12 protein-coding genes are annotated in these 17,628 nt (G+C 33.3%); 1 reads left to right on the top strand and 11 read right to left on the bottom strand.

What is annotated here, in order from left to right; all coding sequences use genetic code 11:
- Positions 1-21 precede the first annotated feature (21 nt).
- Complete coding sequence (locus tag DK508_RS08295; protein ID WP_109300276.1) at positions 22-1,485, top strand: sigma 54-interacting transcriptional regulator; 1,464 nt, start codon at positions 22-24, stop codon at positions 1,483-1,485.
- 45 nt (positions 1,486-1,530) lie between these two features.
- Here the strand turns inward: DK508_RS08295 and DK508_RS08290 are convergent, their stop codons facing one another.
- The 11 genes from DK508_RS08290 to DK508_RS08240 all read right to left on the bottom strand — a co-directional run bounded on the left by DK508_RS08290 (position 1,531) and on the right by DK508_RS08240 (position 17,606).
- Positions 1,531-2,355 carry a DUF1853 family protein gene (locus tag DK508_RS08290; RefSeq protein WP_109300275.1) on the bottom strand — a complete coding sequence of 275 codons (825 nt, stop codon included), beginning with the start codon at positions 2,353-2,355 and terminating at the stop codon, positions 1,531-1,533.
- Positions 2,356-2,363: 8 nt separating this feature from the next.
- Positions 2,364-4,436 carry a transporter substrate-binding domain-containing protein gene (locus tag DK508_RS08285; protein ID WP_109300274.1) on the bottom strand — a complete coding sequence of 691 codons (2,073 nt, stop codon included), beginning with the start codon at positions 4,434-4,436 and terminating at the stop codon, positions 2,364-2,366.
- A gap of 167 nt (positions 4,437-4,603) precedes the next feature.
- A complete protein-coding gene (locus DK508_RS08280; protein WP_109300273.1) occupies positions 4,604-6,655 on the bottom strand; it encodes a transporter substrate-binding domain-containing protein in 2,052 nt (683 codons plus the stop codon).
- Between the two features lie 93 nt (positions 6,656-6,748).
- The gene (locus DK508_RS08275) at positions 6,749-7,759 is read right to left on the bottom strand and encodes a pirin family protein (protein WP_109300272.1); all 1,011 of its coding nucleotides are present in this window, start codon (positions 7,757-7,759) and stop codon (positions 6,749-6,751) included.
- Between the two features lie 3 nt (positions 7,760-7,762).
- The gene (locus tag DK508_RS08270) at positions 7,763-8,236 is read right to left on the bottom strand and encodes a DUF3291 domain-containing protein (RefSeq protein WP_109300271.1); all 474 of its coding nucleotides are present in this window, start codon (positions 8,234-8,236) and stop codon (positions 7,763-7,765) included.
- Between the two features lie 17 nt (positions 8,237-8,253).
- Entirely contained in the window at positions 8,254-9,750 is a 1,497-nt protein-coding gene (locus DK508_RS08265) for a S10 family peptidase (protein ID WP_109300270.1), read from the bottom strand.
- 30 nt (positions 9,751-9,780) lie between these two features.
- Positions 9,781-10,284, bottom strand: a complete 504-nt coding sequence (locus DK508_RS08260) for a TlpA disulfide reductase family protein (RefSeq protein WP_109300269.1) — start codon at positions 10,282-10,284, stop codon at positions 9,781-9,783.
- Positions 10,285-10,303: 19 nt separating this feature from the next.
- On the bottom strand, positions 10,304-11,683 hold the full coding sequence (locus DK508_RS08255; protein WP_109300268.1) for an amidohydrolase family protein: 1,380 nt from the start codon (positions 11,681-11,683) through the stop codon (positions 10,304-10,306).
- 11 nt (positions 11,684-11,694) lie between these two features.
- Positions 11,695-13,122 (bottom strand): amidohydrolase family protein, encoded by a 1,428-nt coding sequence (locus tag DK508_RS08250; protein WP_109300267.1) that lies wholly within the window; start codon positions 13,120-13,122, stop codon positions 11,695-11,697.
- 21 nt (positions 13,123-13,143) lie between these two features.
- Positions 13,144-14,220 (bottom strand): proline iminopeptidase-family hydrolase, encoded by a 1,077-nt coding sequence (locus tag DK508_RS08245; protein ID WP_109300266.1) that lies wholly within the window; start codon positions 14,218-14,220, stop codon positions 13,144-13,146.
- 77 nt (positions 14,221-14,297) lie between these two features.
- Complete coding sequence (locus tag DK508_RS08240; protein WP_109300265.1) at positions 14,298-17,606, bottom strand: amidohydrolase family protein; 3,309 nt, start codon at positions 17,604-17,606, stop codon at positions 14,298-14,300.
- Positions 17,607-17,628: the final 22 nt, after the last annotated feature.

Below are 17,628 nucleotides of genomic sequence, written 5' to 3'. Positions count from 1 at the left end.
CGTCACAGAGAAAAATTAAATATGAAAATAGAAAGTATAAAAACACTCGGACAGTTAAAAGAATCGGGGTATACAACTACATCTATCAAAGATGAATTAAGAAATAATTTAATAACTAAAATAAATAATAATGAAGGAACTTTTACCGGTATTCATGGATATGAAAATACAGTGATTCCCGAATTGGAGAGAGCTATACTTTCTAGACATAATATTAATTTGCTGGGGTTACGAGGACAGGCTAAAACCAGGTTGGCAAGACAAATGATTAACCTTTTGGATGAGTGGATTCCTGTTGTAGAGGGATCAGAAATTAATGATGATCCATTAAGCCCGATCTCTAGATATGCAGTTACTTTGATTGCAGAAAAAGGAGATCATACCCCAATTACATGGTTACACAGATCCGAACGTTTTGCCGAAAAACTGGCCACACCTGATGTTACAGTTGCAGATATTATTGGCGATGTTGACCCTATCAAAGCAGCAAATCTTAAATTGAGTTATGCAGATGATCGTGTGATACATTTTGGAATGATACCAAGAGCCAACCGAAGTATTTTTGTTATTAATGAATTACCTGATTTGCAAGCAAGAATACAAGTGGCATTATTTAATATTTTACAAGAGGGAGATATTCAAATAAGAGGATTTAAACTAAGGTTACCTCTTGATATTCAGTTTGTATTTACTGCTAATCCCGAAGATTATACGAATAGAGGCAGTATCGTTACCCCTCTTAAAGATAGAATTGGTTCGCAGATTTTAACACATTATCCTGAAAATATAGAAATAGCTAAAACTATTACCCAGCAAGAAGCTAAATTGGATGGAAGACAAAGTGATTTAGTCCATGTACCTGATATAGCCAAAGATTTATTAGAACAAATAAGTTTTCAGGCTAGAGAAAGTGAATTTATAGATCATAAAAGTGGGATAAGTGCTAGAATGAGTATTACCGCCTACGAGAACCTACTGAGTACAGCCGAACATAGATCATTGTATTCTAAAGATAAAAAAACACTTTTACGGTTAAGTGATTTTACTGGCGTCATTCCTTCAATTACGGGAAAAGTAGAGTTGGTTTATGAAGGAGAACAAGAAGGAGCCGCATCTGTTGCAAACTCTTTAATAGTAGATGCGATTAAAACATTGTTTCCTGATTATTTTCCTAAAATAGAAAAATTAGAAAAAGAGAGTGATGATAGTCCATATCAAGAATTAGTGAACTGGTTTTTTGAAGAAAGTGGTTTTGAATTGCTAGATGATATACCCGAACAAGAGTATAAAACAAAATTAGATGGAATACGGCCGTTAGATCAATTAATTAGGGAATATCAACCTGATATTAATAAAGACGATAGTTATTTCATGAAGGAATTTTTGCTGTGGGGATTAGTAGAGTTTAAGAAACTTAGTAAATATAGATTATCCGAGGGTTTCCGATTTAATGATCTTTATGGTAGCTATATTAGTGGTTTGTAATTACAGTAAGGTAAATATGTTACTGTATTTAATTTGTGATTAAGGTTACCACCAAACGATAAAAAATCGTTCAAAAGAATCTTTGCTGCTTTTCATCCACAGTAGTAAAGATTTTTTTTGGTTTTTTGCAATTTCAATTGATTCTTGTATATCATTAAATGACAACCAACTAGTACAATATTTGGGATTTACAATCCAATTCTTTTTTTGCGGAATACAATACTGGAAAGCTCCGTAACTTTTTGATCTAAAATCTTTTATTGTTATCCAGAATCCACTAATGCAATGGTTGTTTAATAGGGGAATATGTTGACCTTGCATGGAAAGGGGAATAAAAAGATGCCCCATAAAACAGACTTGCTGTTCTATAGCATCTAATTCAATTTCTAAATTTTCTAAAATAGGTTTAGTTTCGGGTTTAAAGAGTAAAGGAAGCTGTTTTACTTTTAGTTTTTCGATTTTTTGCGACAAACTATCATTTCTATTGGGGCCAATCCATCTATCTGATTCCATATCAATTGTAAGGTCGTATACGTAAAACTTGTAAACCAATTCAATATGAATTTGTTTTTTCTTAATGGTATCAAATACAAGAAAATCTAACTCACCGATAGTAATTTTATCTCTAAATATTTGTAGATTTTTGGCTAATAGAGTGTAACGATTGGATTGTAAAATATAATATTCAAAAAAAGATTCGACTCGTTTGCCTAAAACTTCGTTAGCAGGAATAGAAATATTCACCGTATCCTGTACCGGAAAAACTTCAGGAAATAGATCGAAACAAAATTGTGATAACCCAATAACGGTTTTCTTTTCCCATAAAGACTTACTTTCTAGAAAGCCTAGATATCTTTCTTTAATCTGCATTATTAAAATTAGGACTTAGAAAAAATTGAAAAATACTTACCAATAATAGGTTTTAGTATTTTGCGATCTACAGGTTTAGAAACGAAATCATCACAACCAGCATCTAATGCTTTTTGAATGTCTTCTTCTGTAGAATAAGCAGTTTGAGCTATAATGGGGAGTTCGGGTCTGATTTTTTTAATCCTTTTTGTTGCAGTATACCCATCCATTACTGGCATTCGGATATCCATAAGAATTAAATCAATATTTTCATTACCCTCACAAATATCTACAGCTTGCTTTCCGTTTTCGGCACGGTGGATCACAAATTTATATCCTTTCATTTTTAATAAAACTGTTTTTAAAAACAGGAAATTTATATCCCCATCTTCTACTATTAGAACTACTTGTTTTATAGGAGTTTGGTTTAAATCTTCTGACTCCACTGAAAGCGTACCCTTATTAGGATCAAAAATAGGGTGATATGGCACAGTCAAAATAAAATTAGATCCCTTGTTGGGTATTGATGTAAAAGAAATATTTCCTTTAATTAATTGAGCATTTTGTTGAGCAATAGATAGACCTAGACCGAGCCCGTCATAACTTTTGGTGACTTCTTTTTCTGATTGTGAAAAATTTCTAAATATAATTTCCTGATCTTCAGATTTGATACCTATTCCTGTATCTCTAATACTGATTGCTAGAGAATCTCCTTTAATTTCGGTAGAAATCTCTACGATACCTTTTTTGGTGAACTTGATAGCATTATCGATCAAGTTTGATAATATTTTGTTCATTTTTGAACGATCCATCAAAATAGTTTCTAATTCATCGGTTAGTTTATTGTTAAGATGGATTGCTATGTTTTTGAGTATAGCTTTACTCTGAAATTTGGAAAACAACAATTGTAACAACTCATTAAAGTTAACTTCTTCGAGATGTAATTCTACTTGATTGGTTTGCAATTTTGATATTTCAATGATATCATCAATAATAGTAATTAGTTGATTACTACTATCAATAATTATCTTAGAATATTCTTTTTGTTTATTATGTGTAATCTCAGGGTCATTGAGCAATTCGGAAAAACCAATAATACCATTCATAGGAGTTCGTACCTCATGTGATATATTATGAATAAATGCTGTTTTTAATTTATTACTTTCTTCTGCACGCTCTTTGGCAACTTTCAATTCCTTTGTTTTTCGCTTAATTAAATATTTGAGATATTTATTTAAAAGTAATATAACGATAAGACATAATAGAATAATCATCGATAGAAAAATCCAAAAATTAGCTTGTTTATAAAAGGGTACAATTTCATGATATAACCAATTATCAAAAATCACATTTTTCTCGGCATCAGTTATGCTATTGTCAGCTTTAGAAATAATTCTATTTAGAATGATATTATTCTTTTGCACGGCTAAACTTGGTGCGTAATTATATCCTGTTTCGCCAACAATTTTTAAATTTTCTAAATTTTCAGTTTTAATTAGGTAATTAGCTACTGCCTTAGGGCCAATATAAGCATGATACTTACCATTACTCACCTGTTTGATTGAAGCGAGGTCATCAATTTCTGTTGCAATATGAAGTCCTTTTTCTTCTTTTTTAAGTATCTCGTGGATACCATAATCTTTAGGCACCGTTACAGTTTTATTATAATAATCTTTAATTTCGGAGCCAAAATTTTTGTCTTCTTGAGTTACAATAACATAACTTGATTCAAAAAGTTGTGCATAGTAGTTTAAGTAGGCGTCTCGTTCAGAAGTTTGCTGTATTTCTAAGACAATATCGACGTCATTATTTTTTGCGTCGTTTAATAATCTCTCCCAATTAACATAAAGTTTTCTTTCAAATTTATGTCCAATTTTTTCTTCGATAAGATCAAGGTAATCAATAAGAATCCCATCAATTTTACTATTTTCATTAATAAACTGATAAGGTGCGTAATACGGAAAGAAAGCTACAGAGATATTATCATTATTACGCAACCAATCTTTTTCTTCTTGTGTAAGTAGAGACGTAGGTTTCGAACAGGAGAAAAACCAAGAACATACAATTAGTAAAACGAAAGTAAATCGTAATTTTTTAGACATAATTTTTTGACTAATGATCCTTTTACTTTTCCTTGTTCTCCTACTTAAAGATACTATTTAATAGTAACACTTTCAAGGAAACTGAATTCTAATTTAAATTTTTCGGCTATTTAGATACATAATAAAATACAGAAATATTATACTATAGGTTGTTAATCAGGTTATTGTTAATTTTCTGAAACAAGGTATTTTTTAAGGATTTTTTTTAGAATTTTTGGGTCAATAGGTTTCGATATAAAATCATCACATCCTGCGGCATATGCGTTTTGAATATCTTCTTTGGTAGAATAGGCAGTTTGTGCAATTACAGGGAGTTCGGGTTCCATTTTTTTAATAAGAACCGTAGCTTGATAGCCATCCATTTCGGGCATTTTTATATCCATCAATACGAGGTCTATATTTTTATTTTCTTCGCAAAATAACACGGCTTCTTTGCCATTTTTTGCTCTATGAATAATAAAATTATAATCTTCTGTTTTTGTTAAAATTGTTTTGAGAAATAAGTAGTTAACTTCACCGTCTTCTGCTATCAAAACAATTTTTTCTTTTAATTGCTCAGGGGTAGCTATTTTATTATGAATAGGATTGCTGTTTTTCTGGTTTACAGGAGTGTAGGGGAGTGCTAACCTAAAGGTAGTTCCTTGATTTTCTATAGAAGATAAAGATAGTTCTCCATTCATTAAATCGGTATTCTTTTTTGCTATAGTTAACCCTAATCCTAACCCACCATATTTTTTCGAAATTTGATTTTCGGATCTTGCAAAACTCTTGAACAATACTTGTTGATCTTTAGTTTTAATACCTATTCCAGAATCTCTAACAGAGATAATCAGGGATGAATTTTGTGTTGATCCCGAAATTAAAATGGCTCCTCGATTAGTAAATTTTATAGAATTTTCAAGAATGCCACCAACGGTTTTTATAAGTTTGGATTTATCTATGATTATAACACGTTTGTTACGATCAATAGTATTATTTAAAATAAGATCAATTCCTTTCTTTTTAGCTTTTTCATCAAAAAGAGAGAGAATAGTATTAAATACATCAAATATATCTGTTGGTTCTGGATTAAGTGTAACTTGTTTGGTTTGAAGTTTTGATACTTCAAGTATATTATCCATGTTTGTAATTAACTGTTTACAGCTTTGAATAATATTATCAGTATATTTTCTTTTTTCGTTAATTGTAATTTGGGGTTCGTTTAGAAGCTTTGAAAAACCAATAATACCATTCATAGGACTTCTAATTTCATGAGATACATTGCGGATAAATGCAGTTTTAAGATTGTTGTCTTTTTCAACATTTTCTTTGGTAATCCTAAGTTGTTTGGTTCTTCTTTTTACAATATGACCTAAATAAAAGTTAATGGTCAGAAGAATTATCAAAATTATCGAGATTGATAACAATAAAGGAACTAAAAATTTAGATTCCTTATAAAATGGCCTTGTTTCTGTATACAACCAGTTTTCAATGATATTTTGGTTTTCTGTCGAAGAAATATCCTGAATGGCCTTAGAAATAATATTATTTAAGATTTTATTTTCTTTATCGACTGCTATTCCAGGCTTGTACGAGAGTTTGGTCTCGCCTGTAATGGTTAAACTTGTTAAGTTTTTAGTATTAATTAGATAATTGACCACCGCTTTTGGACCTAAGTATGCGTCATATTTTCCGCTATTTAGTTTTTGCAGGCAAGTCAAATCATCGGCTTCCTCAATAATAGTTAATTTGGGATACTTACGTTTTAAATTTTCAACAATAGCGTAATCCTTCGGAACTACAATTTCCATGTTAGTAAAATCACTAATTTTATTACCTATATATGGTTTCTTTCTAGTTACTAAAACATGCTTAGATTCAAAAGTTTTAGCGTAAAAAGTTAGGTATTCTTTACGATTTTTAGTTTCTTGAATTTCGAAAATGATATCAACTTTTTTATCTTTTGCTTCTTGAAGTTCTTTGGACCAGTTTGAATAATACTTTCTTTTAAATGTATAGTCTATCTTTTCTTCAATTAGGTCTAAATACTCAATGAAAATACCTTCAATAGAACTATCATGATTTATAAATTGATAAGGCGGGTAGTACGGATATAAAGCTACACTAATGTATTCGTTTTCTTTTAACCATTCTTGCTCTGAAGGGGTAAGAATATTTTCTTTGGAGCAGGAGTATAACAATCCTAAAAATAACAATGATAAAAGAAGCAATTTTCTCATTAAATACCAGAATGTGGTCTTCTTGGCTAGGAAGAAAACCAACGATTATGTTAACATTGTTTTAAAGATAAGGATTATTTTTTATGTTAAAATTTACTTCTTTATTTCTGTTCCGTCTGGATAGAGTGCAAACCGGCCTTTGGTTTTATCATGAACATGATCATAACTTGGCCAAGGCCAACCTCCAAATTCAGTTTGTTGATATTCACGTATAGCGTCTCTAATTTCCATTTGTGTATTCATAACAAAGGGTCCTTGTTTTACTACAGGTTCATTAATAGGTTTGCCTTGAAGCAATAAGAAATGTGCTTCGGTATCTCCATTTTTTATGGTAAATTCCTTGTTGGCATTAAGAATTATTTCATGATTAGAAGGTATGGTATACCCATCTGACATGACTTCTTTACCTTTAAAAAAATATAATGATCTATTGATTCCTTCTGAAGCTGTCGGGAAAGAATAAGAAGCATTAGGAGCCATCTTTATTGTCCATATCACAACTTCGTTATCAGGATTCTTAGCCCAAGAATCTGGGGCTGGTGCAGAAGCGGTATATTGCTCTAGAGTTCCTGCAATTAAAGTGATTTCAGTATCATTGTTTAGGTTATCTGAAATAGATATTTTGGGGATTTCCTCATTCCATAACATTTTGAAATGTGGAGGAACCATTTTTTTATCTCTAGGAAGATTGAGCCATATCTGAAATAATAAAAAAGGATTATCTTTTTCCGTATGAAGTAATGGAAACATTTCTGAATGTTGCACGCCTTTACCTGCAGTCATCCACTGCACATCACCATTACCAAATCTGCCAGCGGCTCCTAAAGAATCCGAATGATCAACTAATCCTTTTTGAACTATAGTAACTGTTTCGAAACCACGATGAGGATGAGCAGGAAAACCAGGTACTTTATCTCCATGATACATACGCCATCCATCTTTTAAAATGAAATCTTGACCAATGTTGCGCCCTTCTAATGATTCATTTGGACCAAGGTTTTGGTTACCTCTAGGATAATTATCTTCGTGGTAGGCGCAAAACAAAAAAGGATCACTAGTTTCCCAAGTAAAACCTAAAGGTTTAATCTTTATAATAGCAGACATAGTTTAAATATTCTTTTGATTATTAGTGTATTCTTTAAGATCCTTTTCGGTATAATTACTTTTAAATGTAAAAGCATAAGGAGTTTCTCCATGCTCTCTTATATATTCTAACCGCGATTTAGCTTCTTGGGGAGTAGGGTGATGTCCTTCATTTACATACCAAAAGGCCATGTGCATATTTTTCATGTTTTGAAACCATTCCTTTTTACGTTTCAAAATCTCAACATGAGCAGTTTTATAGGTGAAATCAAATAAAGTTTCTACATCTTTCCAAACGGACATATTGATAATTAAGAAATCGTATTCAAATACTCGAATAGCTGTAGCGTTGCCTTCGTCTCCTTTTAATCGCCATACAAAACCTTTACTTCCTTCGGCTAACGCATTAATACGATCAAGGTTATTAACAAAATCGATCATTATAGGATCGTTAATGGGGGCTTTCATTTCTGCAATATTTACTTGAGCTAAATGCATAACAATGGATAGTTTAATTAATATTTAGACCCTTTTCCTATACCTGCAGATGATTTAGTAATAAAAGTTCTAATATCTTCATTAGCTTGGATTAGATCTTCGTTTCTTAAATACATCATGTGACCACTGCGATATCCCTTAAAACTTAATCTATCTGTTAGTTTTCCGTTGGCATTGAGTTGCCACATTACGTACTTAGCATTAAAATAAGTTGTAGCTCCATCATAATACCCAGACTGTATCATCGTATGAAGATTTGCATTCATGGCCATTGCTTTTCTAAGGTTTTCTCCTGTAGTATTGTCTTTGCTACGATCCCAAGGTCTTACGGGGCCAAACATGTTATATTTGAGATCTGTTTTAAAGCCAAGTTCTTGGCTGTAATAATAATTAATGGCCGGTGTAAAAGCATGTAACCAAGCTGTTAATTCACTATTATAATCAGGTTCATTTCCAGATTCTTTGATATCCATTCCCTTATATCTAGAATCTAATCTTCCAATGGTATACCCCTCACGATCTCTTAAAAGATCTTTCCAAAAATAACTCTTGGGGACTTGAAGATTATTTTGGCGAATCGTTCTTTTAGATAATCCAGAATAATAGGCCATTTTATTAATGATTTCTTCTTTTTTTGTGGCATCTAGATACCCACTTTTTACAATGGCTGGTAATAATTCATTAATGGTATAATCCTCAACCTCTGGAAGTACTTCTAATAAATCTTTATTTTGTAACTCGGGAGGTAACATTTTGTGGTACCAGGCCGCTGCCGCAAAATAGGGTAATCGATTGGCTACTTCTACCGGTCCGTCAAATTTAAAACCTATTTGAGTTGGAGAAACCAAGATAACACCATTTAGATACATCCATTGGTGATTTTGCAATTCCAACGCTAAGCCGGAAACCCTCGTAGTACCATAACTTTCTCCAATCAAATATTTGGGAGAACGCCACCTATTGTTTCTAGTCACAAAAGTATTGATCCATTCGGCTAGATAGGTAACATCTGCATTTACACCAAAAAATAATTCTTTGTCCGGCATTTTTTCATCTTTTCCTGGGATCATTCTAGAATACCCAGTATTAACAGGATTAACAAAAACAATATCTGCTATATCCAACACAGAGTTGGGGTTGGCTTTTATTCCGTATGGTTGCACAGGAAAACCTTCTTCATCTATTTTTAGTATTCTAGGTCCCGTATAGGCAATATGCATCCATACAGAAGCAGATCCTGGTCCACCATTAAATGATATTAGTAATGGCCTATTTTGATCGTTTTTAATGTCTGAACGTTTGTAGTATGTATAGCTCAAAGAGGCAATGGGCGTTCTGTTTTCATCCCATACAGGTTGAAAACCTGTGGTTGCTTTGTAAGGAATTGTTTTTCCTTTAATTGTTGTCGTATGATTAGTAACTATAGTTGTATCAATAGGAACTTTTACTTTTTGTGCTTTGGCTTGAAGCGAAAAAAATAATAGGGAACATACTAGGGAAATGATATTTTTCATTGTCAAAACTTTTATTAGGATCTCTTTTATTTATAAATGTTGCTCTATTATTGCTTCCAATAATCCACTAGATGGTTCGGGGCAGTGTTTATTTAGAATTTCTCCTTTTTCATTTACAAGAAAAAAACGAGGTATTGCCCAACTACTTCCTTTGGTGTCATCATCCATGGTATACGTTTCTGTTATTAAATTCATTAAAGGATTATTCATTTCCACCCAATATTGATGCCCCGTTTTTCCTTCTTTAGTAAGGTATTTTTTCCAGGTGGCTTCAGTCATATCTGCAGATATCGAAATAACATCTAATTTACCATTATATTTTTTCTCAATTTCTTCTAAATAAGGCATCTCGGCAATGCAAGGTTTACACCAGGTGGCCCAGTAATCAATAATAGTAAGTTTATTCATCATCTCAATAATTTTTACTTTTTCACCATCGGGATTGGTTACTTCTGCATTCGGAATAGTGTTTTTTTGCGCAATAGCGGTATAAGAACAAATTAACACTACGAGAAGGAAGACGATTTTTTTCATTTGCTTTTATTTTATAAATTTAATTATTTGCGGCATTTTTAGCGATTTCTTTTAGTTTGGTATCTATTATCTCTCTAGATAGCCAAGCTCCTTTTACCATAACACCATGAATTTGTTGTAATGATTTAATATTGCTTATAGGGTTAGCATCTAGAATGACCAAATCAGCATCTAATCCTTCCTTGACTTGCCCAAAATCATTTTCTTTATTAAAAAATCTAGCAGGATTTATTGTGCCAGATTGCAATATTTGAAAGGGAGTTAATCCTGCTTTTATCATGCCATCAATCTCATGATGAATAGAAAACCCTGGTACGTTAAATAGTTGAGGAGCATCGGATCCCAATAATATACCACAACCACTATCTTGTAAACTCTTGATTAACTTTCTTCGAATGTTGTTAAATTGATTCCATTGTTCTTCATTAAAGTTGGGGTTTTCTTCTGTATATTGACCTTTTCTTTGTTGCCAGTTTAATAATGTAGAAGCTGGCATATATTTCATTTCGGGGTCTTTTAATAGTATATCGGCTGATATTGGGGAGAACCATCTTTCATATAAACTTTGAGTGGGAACTATCCATACCTTATTGGTTGCCGTTAATTGAACCAATTCATCAATCTTAGATTCATCAGCGAGAGGAGTAAAATTATATCCAAAAAAGCCATTATCTACAGGGTTTACTTTTTCGGATTCAGGAACTAAACCCTCCAGAAAACCATCTACGTGATCTATAGATGCATATTTGCTTTTTAAAGCATTGCGCACCCCTACATCTACGGGTACGTGTCCAGAAAAAGTAATGCCTACTTCGTTAGCAGTTTTTACCACTTGATTAAACACCTCTAATTGGATGCCAGGATGAATTTTTAAAAAATCATACCCTTCTTTTTTATATGCCATTACTTTGGTAACAGCTTCTTCTTTAGTTTTAATTGAATTTCCGTTTAAAGAAGGACTAGATGTAAAGATTCTGGGACCAAGAATTTTTCCCTGAACTACTTGCTCTCTTAATTTGAGATGCGATGAATGACCTAACATGCCTCTTATCGTGGTGATACCATTAGAAAGATATAGGTATAATACTTCTTCGATACGTTCTTGAGAGGTAGAAGGAGGAGGAATATGAGCATGCATTTCAGCTAATCCGGGAATAATATATTTTCCGTTACCTTCGATAACGGTAGTGTAACTCTCGGGATTTATAACTGTATCGGTTATACGTTTTATTTTCCCCGAATCAACTACTATTTGTTGTTTTTCAATAATAGAACCACTGTTTACATCAATGATATTAGCATCTGTAATGAGTATTGCAGTAGCACTAATTGATTCTTGAGGCACCTGGGAGCAGGCTGTAAATGATATCGCGATAATTACAAATAAATATTTTTTCATGCCGTGAATTTTTAATTTTTATACGTGAAACAGTCAGTGCAATTATATTGTTTGGCAATAGTTGTAGGATCATAAATCTGATTTCCTTTGATGACCCTATAGATATCCCTAGTATTTCTAATTTCTTGTAACGGGTTGCTGTTTAATATTACGAGATCTGAATTTTTATCTATTTCAACAGTACCAGTTTGTCCATCTTTCTTTAAATACATGGCCCCATTGTACGATGAGGTTTGTAAAGCCTTAAGAGGATCAATACCAGCAGCAACCATTGCTTCTAATTCTTTATGCAATGATATTCCCGAATAGGTATACGAATTATAAGCGCCACTATCAGAACCTGCAAGCAATTTTACATTAGCATTACTTAAAGATTTCGTTAATTTTTTGAAGAATGTATTCAGTTCTTTTCTTGATTTTTTGGCTTCTTCTGAAGCATTTAAAGCGCGTTGAATGCGGCCATCATAGGTTTTAATGATTCCTTTTCCAATAATTTTTAAATAAGGATCATTTGTATGATCGGTCTCGTCTAGATGGCTTAAGATATCACCAATATGAAGTGTTGGGACAACAAATGTGTTTTTCTCTTTTAATAATTTGAAGGTTCGCTGAGCAGTAGAATCTTCATAACTCAAGATTAAATCACTCATTGCATTCCAGAAACTAAGTTCTTTATTGATAATAGCTTGAGTGATATCAGACTCTTTGGAAGAGCAACCTTTCAAAATGTAATATAGATGTTCTATAGCACCAATTCCTGATGTAACAGCTTCATTAAGTTCTACTGTAAAAGGCATATGCCCTGAAGAGATCATTCCCCTCTTATCTGCATCCCTTAAGATAGCGAGATAATTTTCTCGAGAGATCCTGCTGTCATATATCTTCACAAAATCCGAAGGTATTTTTTGTAATGAATCTAGTGCTTTTGTAACATCTTCAGGTGATTCTACAACAAGAGAACCTGCCCAGGTAGCCTTATTACCATCTAGTTTGGGACCAGAAGTATATATCGTTGGACCAATCAAACTATTTTGTTTTATTTCTTTTCTCCATTGCAGCACCTGAGTAGTTAAGTCACCACCGGCATCACGTACAGTAGTAATACCATTGGCAATAAATAGAGGTAATAAATTTCTGTTTTCTTTAATGAGTGAATCTCCTCCTCTAAGATGTATATGATTATCCCAAAACCCAGGGAGTACATATTTACCAGTACCATCGATATTATTTTCAGAGATAGCGTTAATTAAACTATCCTTAATACGTATATCAACTATTTTACCCTTATTAATATAAATGGTTTTATTGGTAATGCTACCATCCTTAATATCAATTAAGTTTATATTAGAAATTATGATATCAAATTGTGCTTTTAATTTTTCTTTTTTAGCACAACTAAAAATAATTATTAAGCAAAAGAGTAAAAGTACTTTTTTCATATCACTGTTTATTTATTCTATTCATTGTTTAGAACTAAAAGTATTATTATCAACATCTTTAATGAATTTGATTAATCCAGCAAAGAAATTTTTCTGATCATCAAACTGAGATAAATGACTACCATTTTCGCAATGAAGATAACGGCCATTTTGTACTTCATTGGCAATCCATTCCATTTCTTTTGGATTCATAGTGTCGTACGTAGCACCAATAGCAAGAGTGGGTATATTAATCTTTGATAATTGATCTTTTACATCCCAGTTTTTTAGAGTAGCGTCGCCTTTAATTCCAAACTCACTAGGACCTTGCATTGTAATGTATACATCGGGGTTAAGATGTTTGAATGAACGATTAATAGGCTCTGGCCATTGATCTACAGGCATTCTAATGATATGTTTAGTGTAATAATGTTGTACGATTAGATCGAGATATCTTGGGTTTGAATATTCTTCTTTTTCTTCATAACTCATAATTTCCTTTAAAACTTTGGGATCTAGTTGAGGGGCTAGTACTTCGTCAGAATATTTTTGATATTCTGGAATAGAAGCAACCATATTTGAAATGATTAAACCTTTAAGGTTTTGTTGGTATTTTAAAGCGTACTCCATGGCCAAAATTCCTCCCCATGACTGCCCATAGAGATAAAAGTTATCATTAGTAAGTCCTAGGGCTATTCTTACTTGTTCTACTTCTTCTACAAAGCGTGGTAAATCCCAAAGACTTTTGTCTTTAGGTTGATCACTATAATATGATCCTAGTTGATCGTAATAGTAGTATTCAATTCCCTCTTGGGGGAAATAGCCATCAAAGCATTCATAAATCTCATGAGTCATACCTGGTCCACCATGGAGTAAGAGTACTTTTATCTTAGGATTATTACCAATTCGTTTAGTCCATACATTAAATTCTCCTTTTGGAGTGGTAACCGGAATCATTTTAATACCGCCCATAAATTGATCATTGCGATTTGTTTGATCGAAATAATCAATTTTTTTAGGTTCAGTCTGTTTCTGAATATTAATAGGTTCATTTTTTGATTCGGCACAACTCTGTAATAGTAGCGCAAAACTAAATACGAGATATAACAGATTCCTCATGAGATGATGGTTTTTAGTATGTATTTATATTTTAAGACCTCATGAGTTTCTAGTACTCATGAGGTCTTTTGTTACATTTAGTTATGTCCAATATGACATCCGCATCCGGGACGCATAAAACTTTGGGATTCTTGATGCCAGGGGAAGGCTTGACTATATTTATTATTTTCAAACCAAAATTTACTTCTCTCTTTGGTTGTATTTCCAATTTCATTCATAGTATCGGTATCGTATAATCTACCATTAACCATGGTGTATTTTACGGTTTCAGTATTTCGAATGTTTTCAAGAGGGTTTTTATCCAGCACAATAAGATCTGCAAGTTTTCCTTCTTTTAGAGAACCAATTTCGTTTCCAGCACCTATGTATTGTGCTCCATTAAGAGTGGCTGCTCTTAATGCCTCCATATTAGTCATTCCACCTTGTGTAAACATCCACAACTCCCAATGCGCTCCTAAACCTTGCAACTGCCCATGAGCACCAAGATTTACTTTAATACCCAAATCTGTTAATGCCTTACAGGTTTGAGAAACTAGCATATGCCCATTTTCATATTCTTCGTCTGGTACCATAGTCCTGTGTCTAGAACGAGCATCAACAATTGACCTTGGGGTGTATTTTAGTAGTCTTTCATTTTTCCATACATCATCTTTTTGGTAGAAATAATACTCTCCATTTAATCCTCCATAATTAACAATCAGTGTCGGAGTATATGCTGTATTACTAGTCTTCCATAACTGATTAACATCTTTATATACAGGGGCAACAGGTATATTATGTTCAATCCCAGTGTGGCCATCCATGATCATAGACATATTATGATAAAAGGTTGAACCACCTTCGGGAACTACATTTATTTGTAGCTCTCGTGCAGCTTGAATCACTTGCTGTCTTTGATCTCTACGAGGTTGATTGTAACTTTTTACTGATTTGGCGCCAAAAGCTTTGGTTCTACGAATAGCCGAACGGGCATCATCTAGTTTATTAACCACAGCCTTAAAATCGCCATCGGCACCATATAATATAATACCAGTAGAGTAGAGGCGCGGACCTACCATAGTACCATTTTTGATCATTTCGGACATGGTGAAAATAGATTCTGTATTAGCAGATGGATCATGAGAAGTAGTAACACCAAAAGCAAGATTGGCATATAATTGCCAATGCTTTTGCGTGTTTAAACCATACCTGAAACCTCCAATGTGTGCATGGGCATCTACAATTCCGGGCATAATCGTTTTACCGGATACATCATACGTTTTTGCATCGGCAGGTATTGTTATCTCAGATGCGTTTCCGATTTTCTCTATACGATTTCTATTAATAATAATTGTTCCATTTTCAATAACTTGATCTCCCTCCATGGTAATGATTCGAGCATTAGTAAACGCAATTTTACCTTGCGGGTTATCTGTTTTTGTAGTTAGCTCGATTTTCAATCCACTAGAAGTTATGTCACCAACTTTATCAGGAGAACCTGGTAAGAAAGTGAATTTGTCTTTAACATCATTCGTGAAATATTCATCTCCTAATGTCCAGAATACTTTTTTACTGTCTTTGGACCAATGTATATTTACTCCAGCATCTTTTGAGATTTGTGATACAGGAACTAACTTCGATTTGTTATCTAAATCAATTTCTTTACCATTAAGAAGTAGCGGAGCTATAAAAGCTTTATGCAAATTGGTAAATGCAATCCATTTATTATCTGGACTTGGTACTAATCTATTGGCATATTTAGACTTAATATGTGTTTTCTTGTCTTTTCCATTAAGATTTACCGAAGCCAGTGTTTTTGTCAAGCCACCAAAATATGTTCCTCCTGTTTGATAAAAGATGCGTTGACCATTAGTCGAAAATATAGGATATTCACCTTCAGTGGTTACCAGTTTAATATTTGCTCCTGTTGAAGAAATCGTATAGATCCCGGTATTCTTGGCGAAACTTAATCCTTGATCACTATTTCCACCTTCTTTCCTAAATGTGATTAGCGATCCTTTTTGATTATATACTGGGGTACGATAAATTCCTTTTTCTGCGGTAAGTTTGGTTGGCGTCCCTCCTGAGAGTGCTATTTTATTAATAGAGCCTAAGTTTTCATCGTTCCATGTTACATAAACAATACTTTGTCCGTCTGGAGAAAAGCTAGGTTCAAATTCAAAATTAGTTGTTTGCGTAGTGATACGTTGCGGTTTTCCTTTTGGGAGCGTTTTTTTCCATAAACGCCCTAGGGCACTAAATACAATTGTTTTTCCATCAGGAGAAGTAACAGCATTACGAATTACTTTTGCTGTAAATTCTTCTGGAGCGACTGGCGAATTATAGTGTATAGTTTCTGCAATTTTTACAGTAGCATTTACAGTGAACGGGATATTGGTTACCTTTTGTGTATCAATGTGTAGCTTATTAATTTTTCCTCCAGACCAAAAAATAATTTCTTTATTATCGGGCATCCAACTAAAATTGGGGTACACTCCAAAAATAGCCCATGCTTCTTGTTGATCTTTATTTAGAGCATCATAGATTGGCCACTCTTCGCCGGTTTGCAAGTCATGTACAAATAATACTGATTTGGTACGTACTCTTTTAACAAAAGCTAACATTTTACCATCTCTTGATACTTGTGGTCTTGCAGCACCTCCTGGTCCTCCGGTTACGGTACTAGTTTTTCCTGTTTCAAAATCATACCTTTTAATCACATAGATTTGCTTGTTAGGATCTTTATTATACTGAAAAACTCCGCCAGGATACATATCTTCACTATAGTACATGTATTTCCCGTCTGGAGAAATATTAGGCTCATTTACATCTTGTTGATCATTCTTTCTTTTGGTTAATTGTATACCAGATCCTCCCGTGATATGATATTGCCACATTTCTCCAGCTCCAAGAGAGCGTTGCGATGTGAAATGCTTTCTTCCTACCAAGTAATTACCATCAGGCATCCAAGTGGCATTATTTAATAATCTGAAATTTTCTTTGGTGATCTGCTTGGCATTACTGCCATCAGCATTCATGATCCATATATTGTCGCCTCCTCCTGCATCACTGGTAAAAGAGATTTTTTTCCCATCTGGACTAAAACGAGGTTGTACCTCAAAAGGAATTCCCGTACGTAATGCCTTTGCATTTCCTCCAGAAACAGGAATAGTATAAATATCCCCTAGAAGATCAAAAACGATTGTGTTTCCATCGGGACTAACATCTAAGTTCATCCATGTTCCTTCATCAGTGGTAAAGGTGTGATCTTTGTAATTGAATTCTCCTTTAGGATTAGAGACATCCCATTTTTCTTCTTCCTTCTTATCTTTTTTGTTTTTTTGAGCGTGCGTATTAAAAATAAGAAATAACCCTAAGATTAGAGAGGTAATAATGTGTTTGTGCATGATGTGTATTTTATCAGAATCG

The sequence above is a fragment of the Aquimarina sp. AU474 genome (assembly GCF_900312815.1).
Lineage (GTDB): Bacteria > Bacteroidota > Bacteroidia > Flavobacteriales > Flavobacteriaceae > Aquimarina.
The sequence above is the reverse complement of the archived record's forward strand: the minus strand, read 5'-3'. Positions and strand labels throughout refer to the sequence as shown.

Excerpts from the sequence above, each read along its gene's own strand:
- DK508_RS08295 (WP_109300276.1), top strand. The coding sequence starts at position 22 with ATGAAAATAGAAAGTATAAAAACACTCGGACAGTTAAAAGAATCGGGG.
- DK508_RS08290 (WP_109300275.1), bottom strand. The coding sequence starts at position 2,355 with ATGCAGATTAAAGAAAGATATCTAGGCTTTCTAGAAAGTAAGTCTTTA.
- DK508_RS08285 (WP_109300274.1), bottom strand. The coding sequence starts at position 4,436 with ATGTCTAAAAAATTACGATTTACTTTCGTTTTACTAATTGTATGTTCT.
- DK508_RS08280 (WP_109300273.1), bottom strand. The coding sequence starts at position 6,655 with ATGAGAAAATTGCTTCTTTTATCATTGTTATTTTTAGGATTGTTATAC.
- DK508_RS08275 (WP_109300272.1), bottom strand. The coding sequence starts at position 7,759 with ATGTCTGCTATTATAAAGATTAAACCTTTAGGTTTTACTTGGGAAACT.
- DK508_RS08270 (WP_109300271.1), bottom strand. The coding sequence starts at position 8,236 with ATGCATTTAGCTCAAGTAAATATTGCAGAAATGAAAGCCCCCATTAAC.
- DK508_RS08265 (WP_109300270.1), bottom strand. The coding sequence starts at position 9,750 with ATGAAAAATATCATTTCCCTAGTATGTTCCCTATTATTTTTTTCGCTT.
- DK508_RS08260 (WP_109300269.1), bottom strand. The coding sequence starts at position 10,284 with ATGAAAAAAATCGTCTTCCTTCTCGTAGTGTTAATTTGTTCTTATACC.
- DK508_RS08255 (WP_109300268.1), bottom strand. The coding sequence starts at position 11,683 with ATGAAAAAATATTTATTTGTAATTATCGCGATATCATTTACAGCCTGC.
- DK508_RS08250 (WP_109300267.1), bottom strand. The coding sequence starts at position 13,122 with ATGAAAAAAGTACTTTTACTCTTTTGCTTAATAATTATTTTTAGTTGT.
- DK508_RS08245 (WP_109300266.1), bottom strand. The coding sequence starts at position 14,220 with ATGAGGAATCTGTTATATCTCGTATTTAGTTTTGCGCTACTATTACAG.
- DK508_RS08240 (WP_109300265.1), bottom strand. The coding sequence starts at position 17,606 with ATGCACAAACACATTATTACCTCTCTAATCTTAGGGTTATTTCTTATT.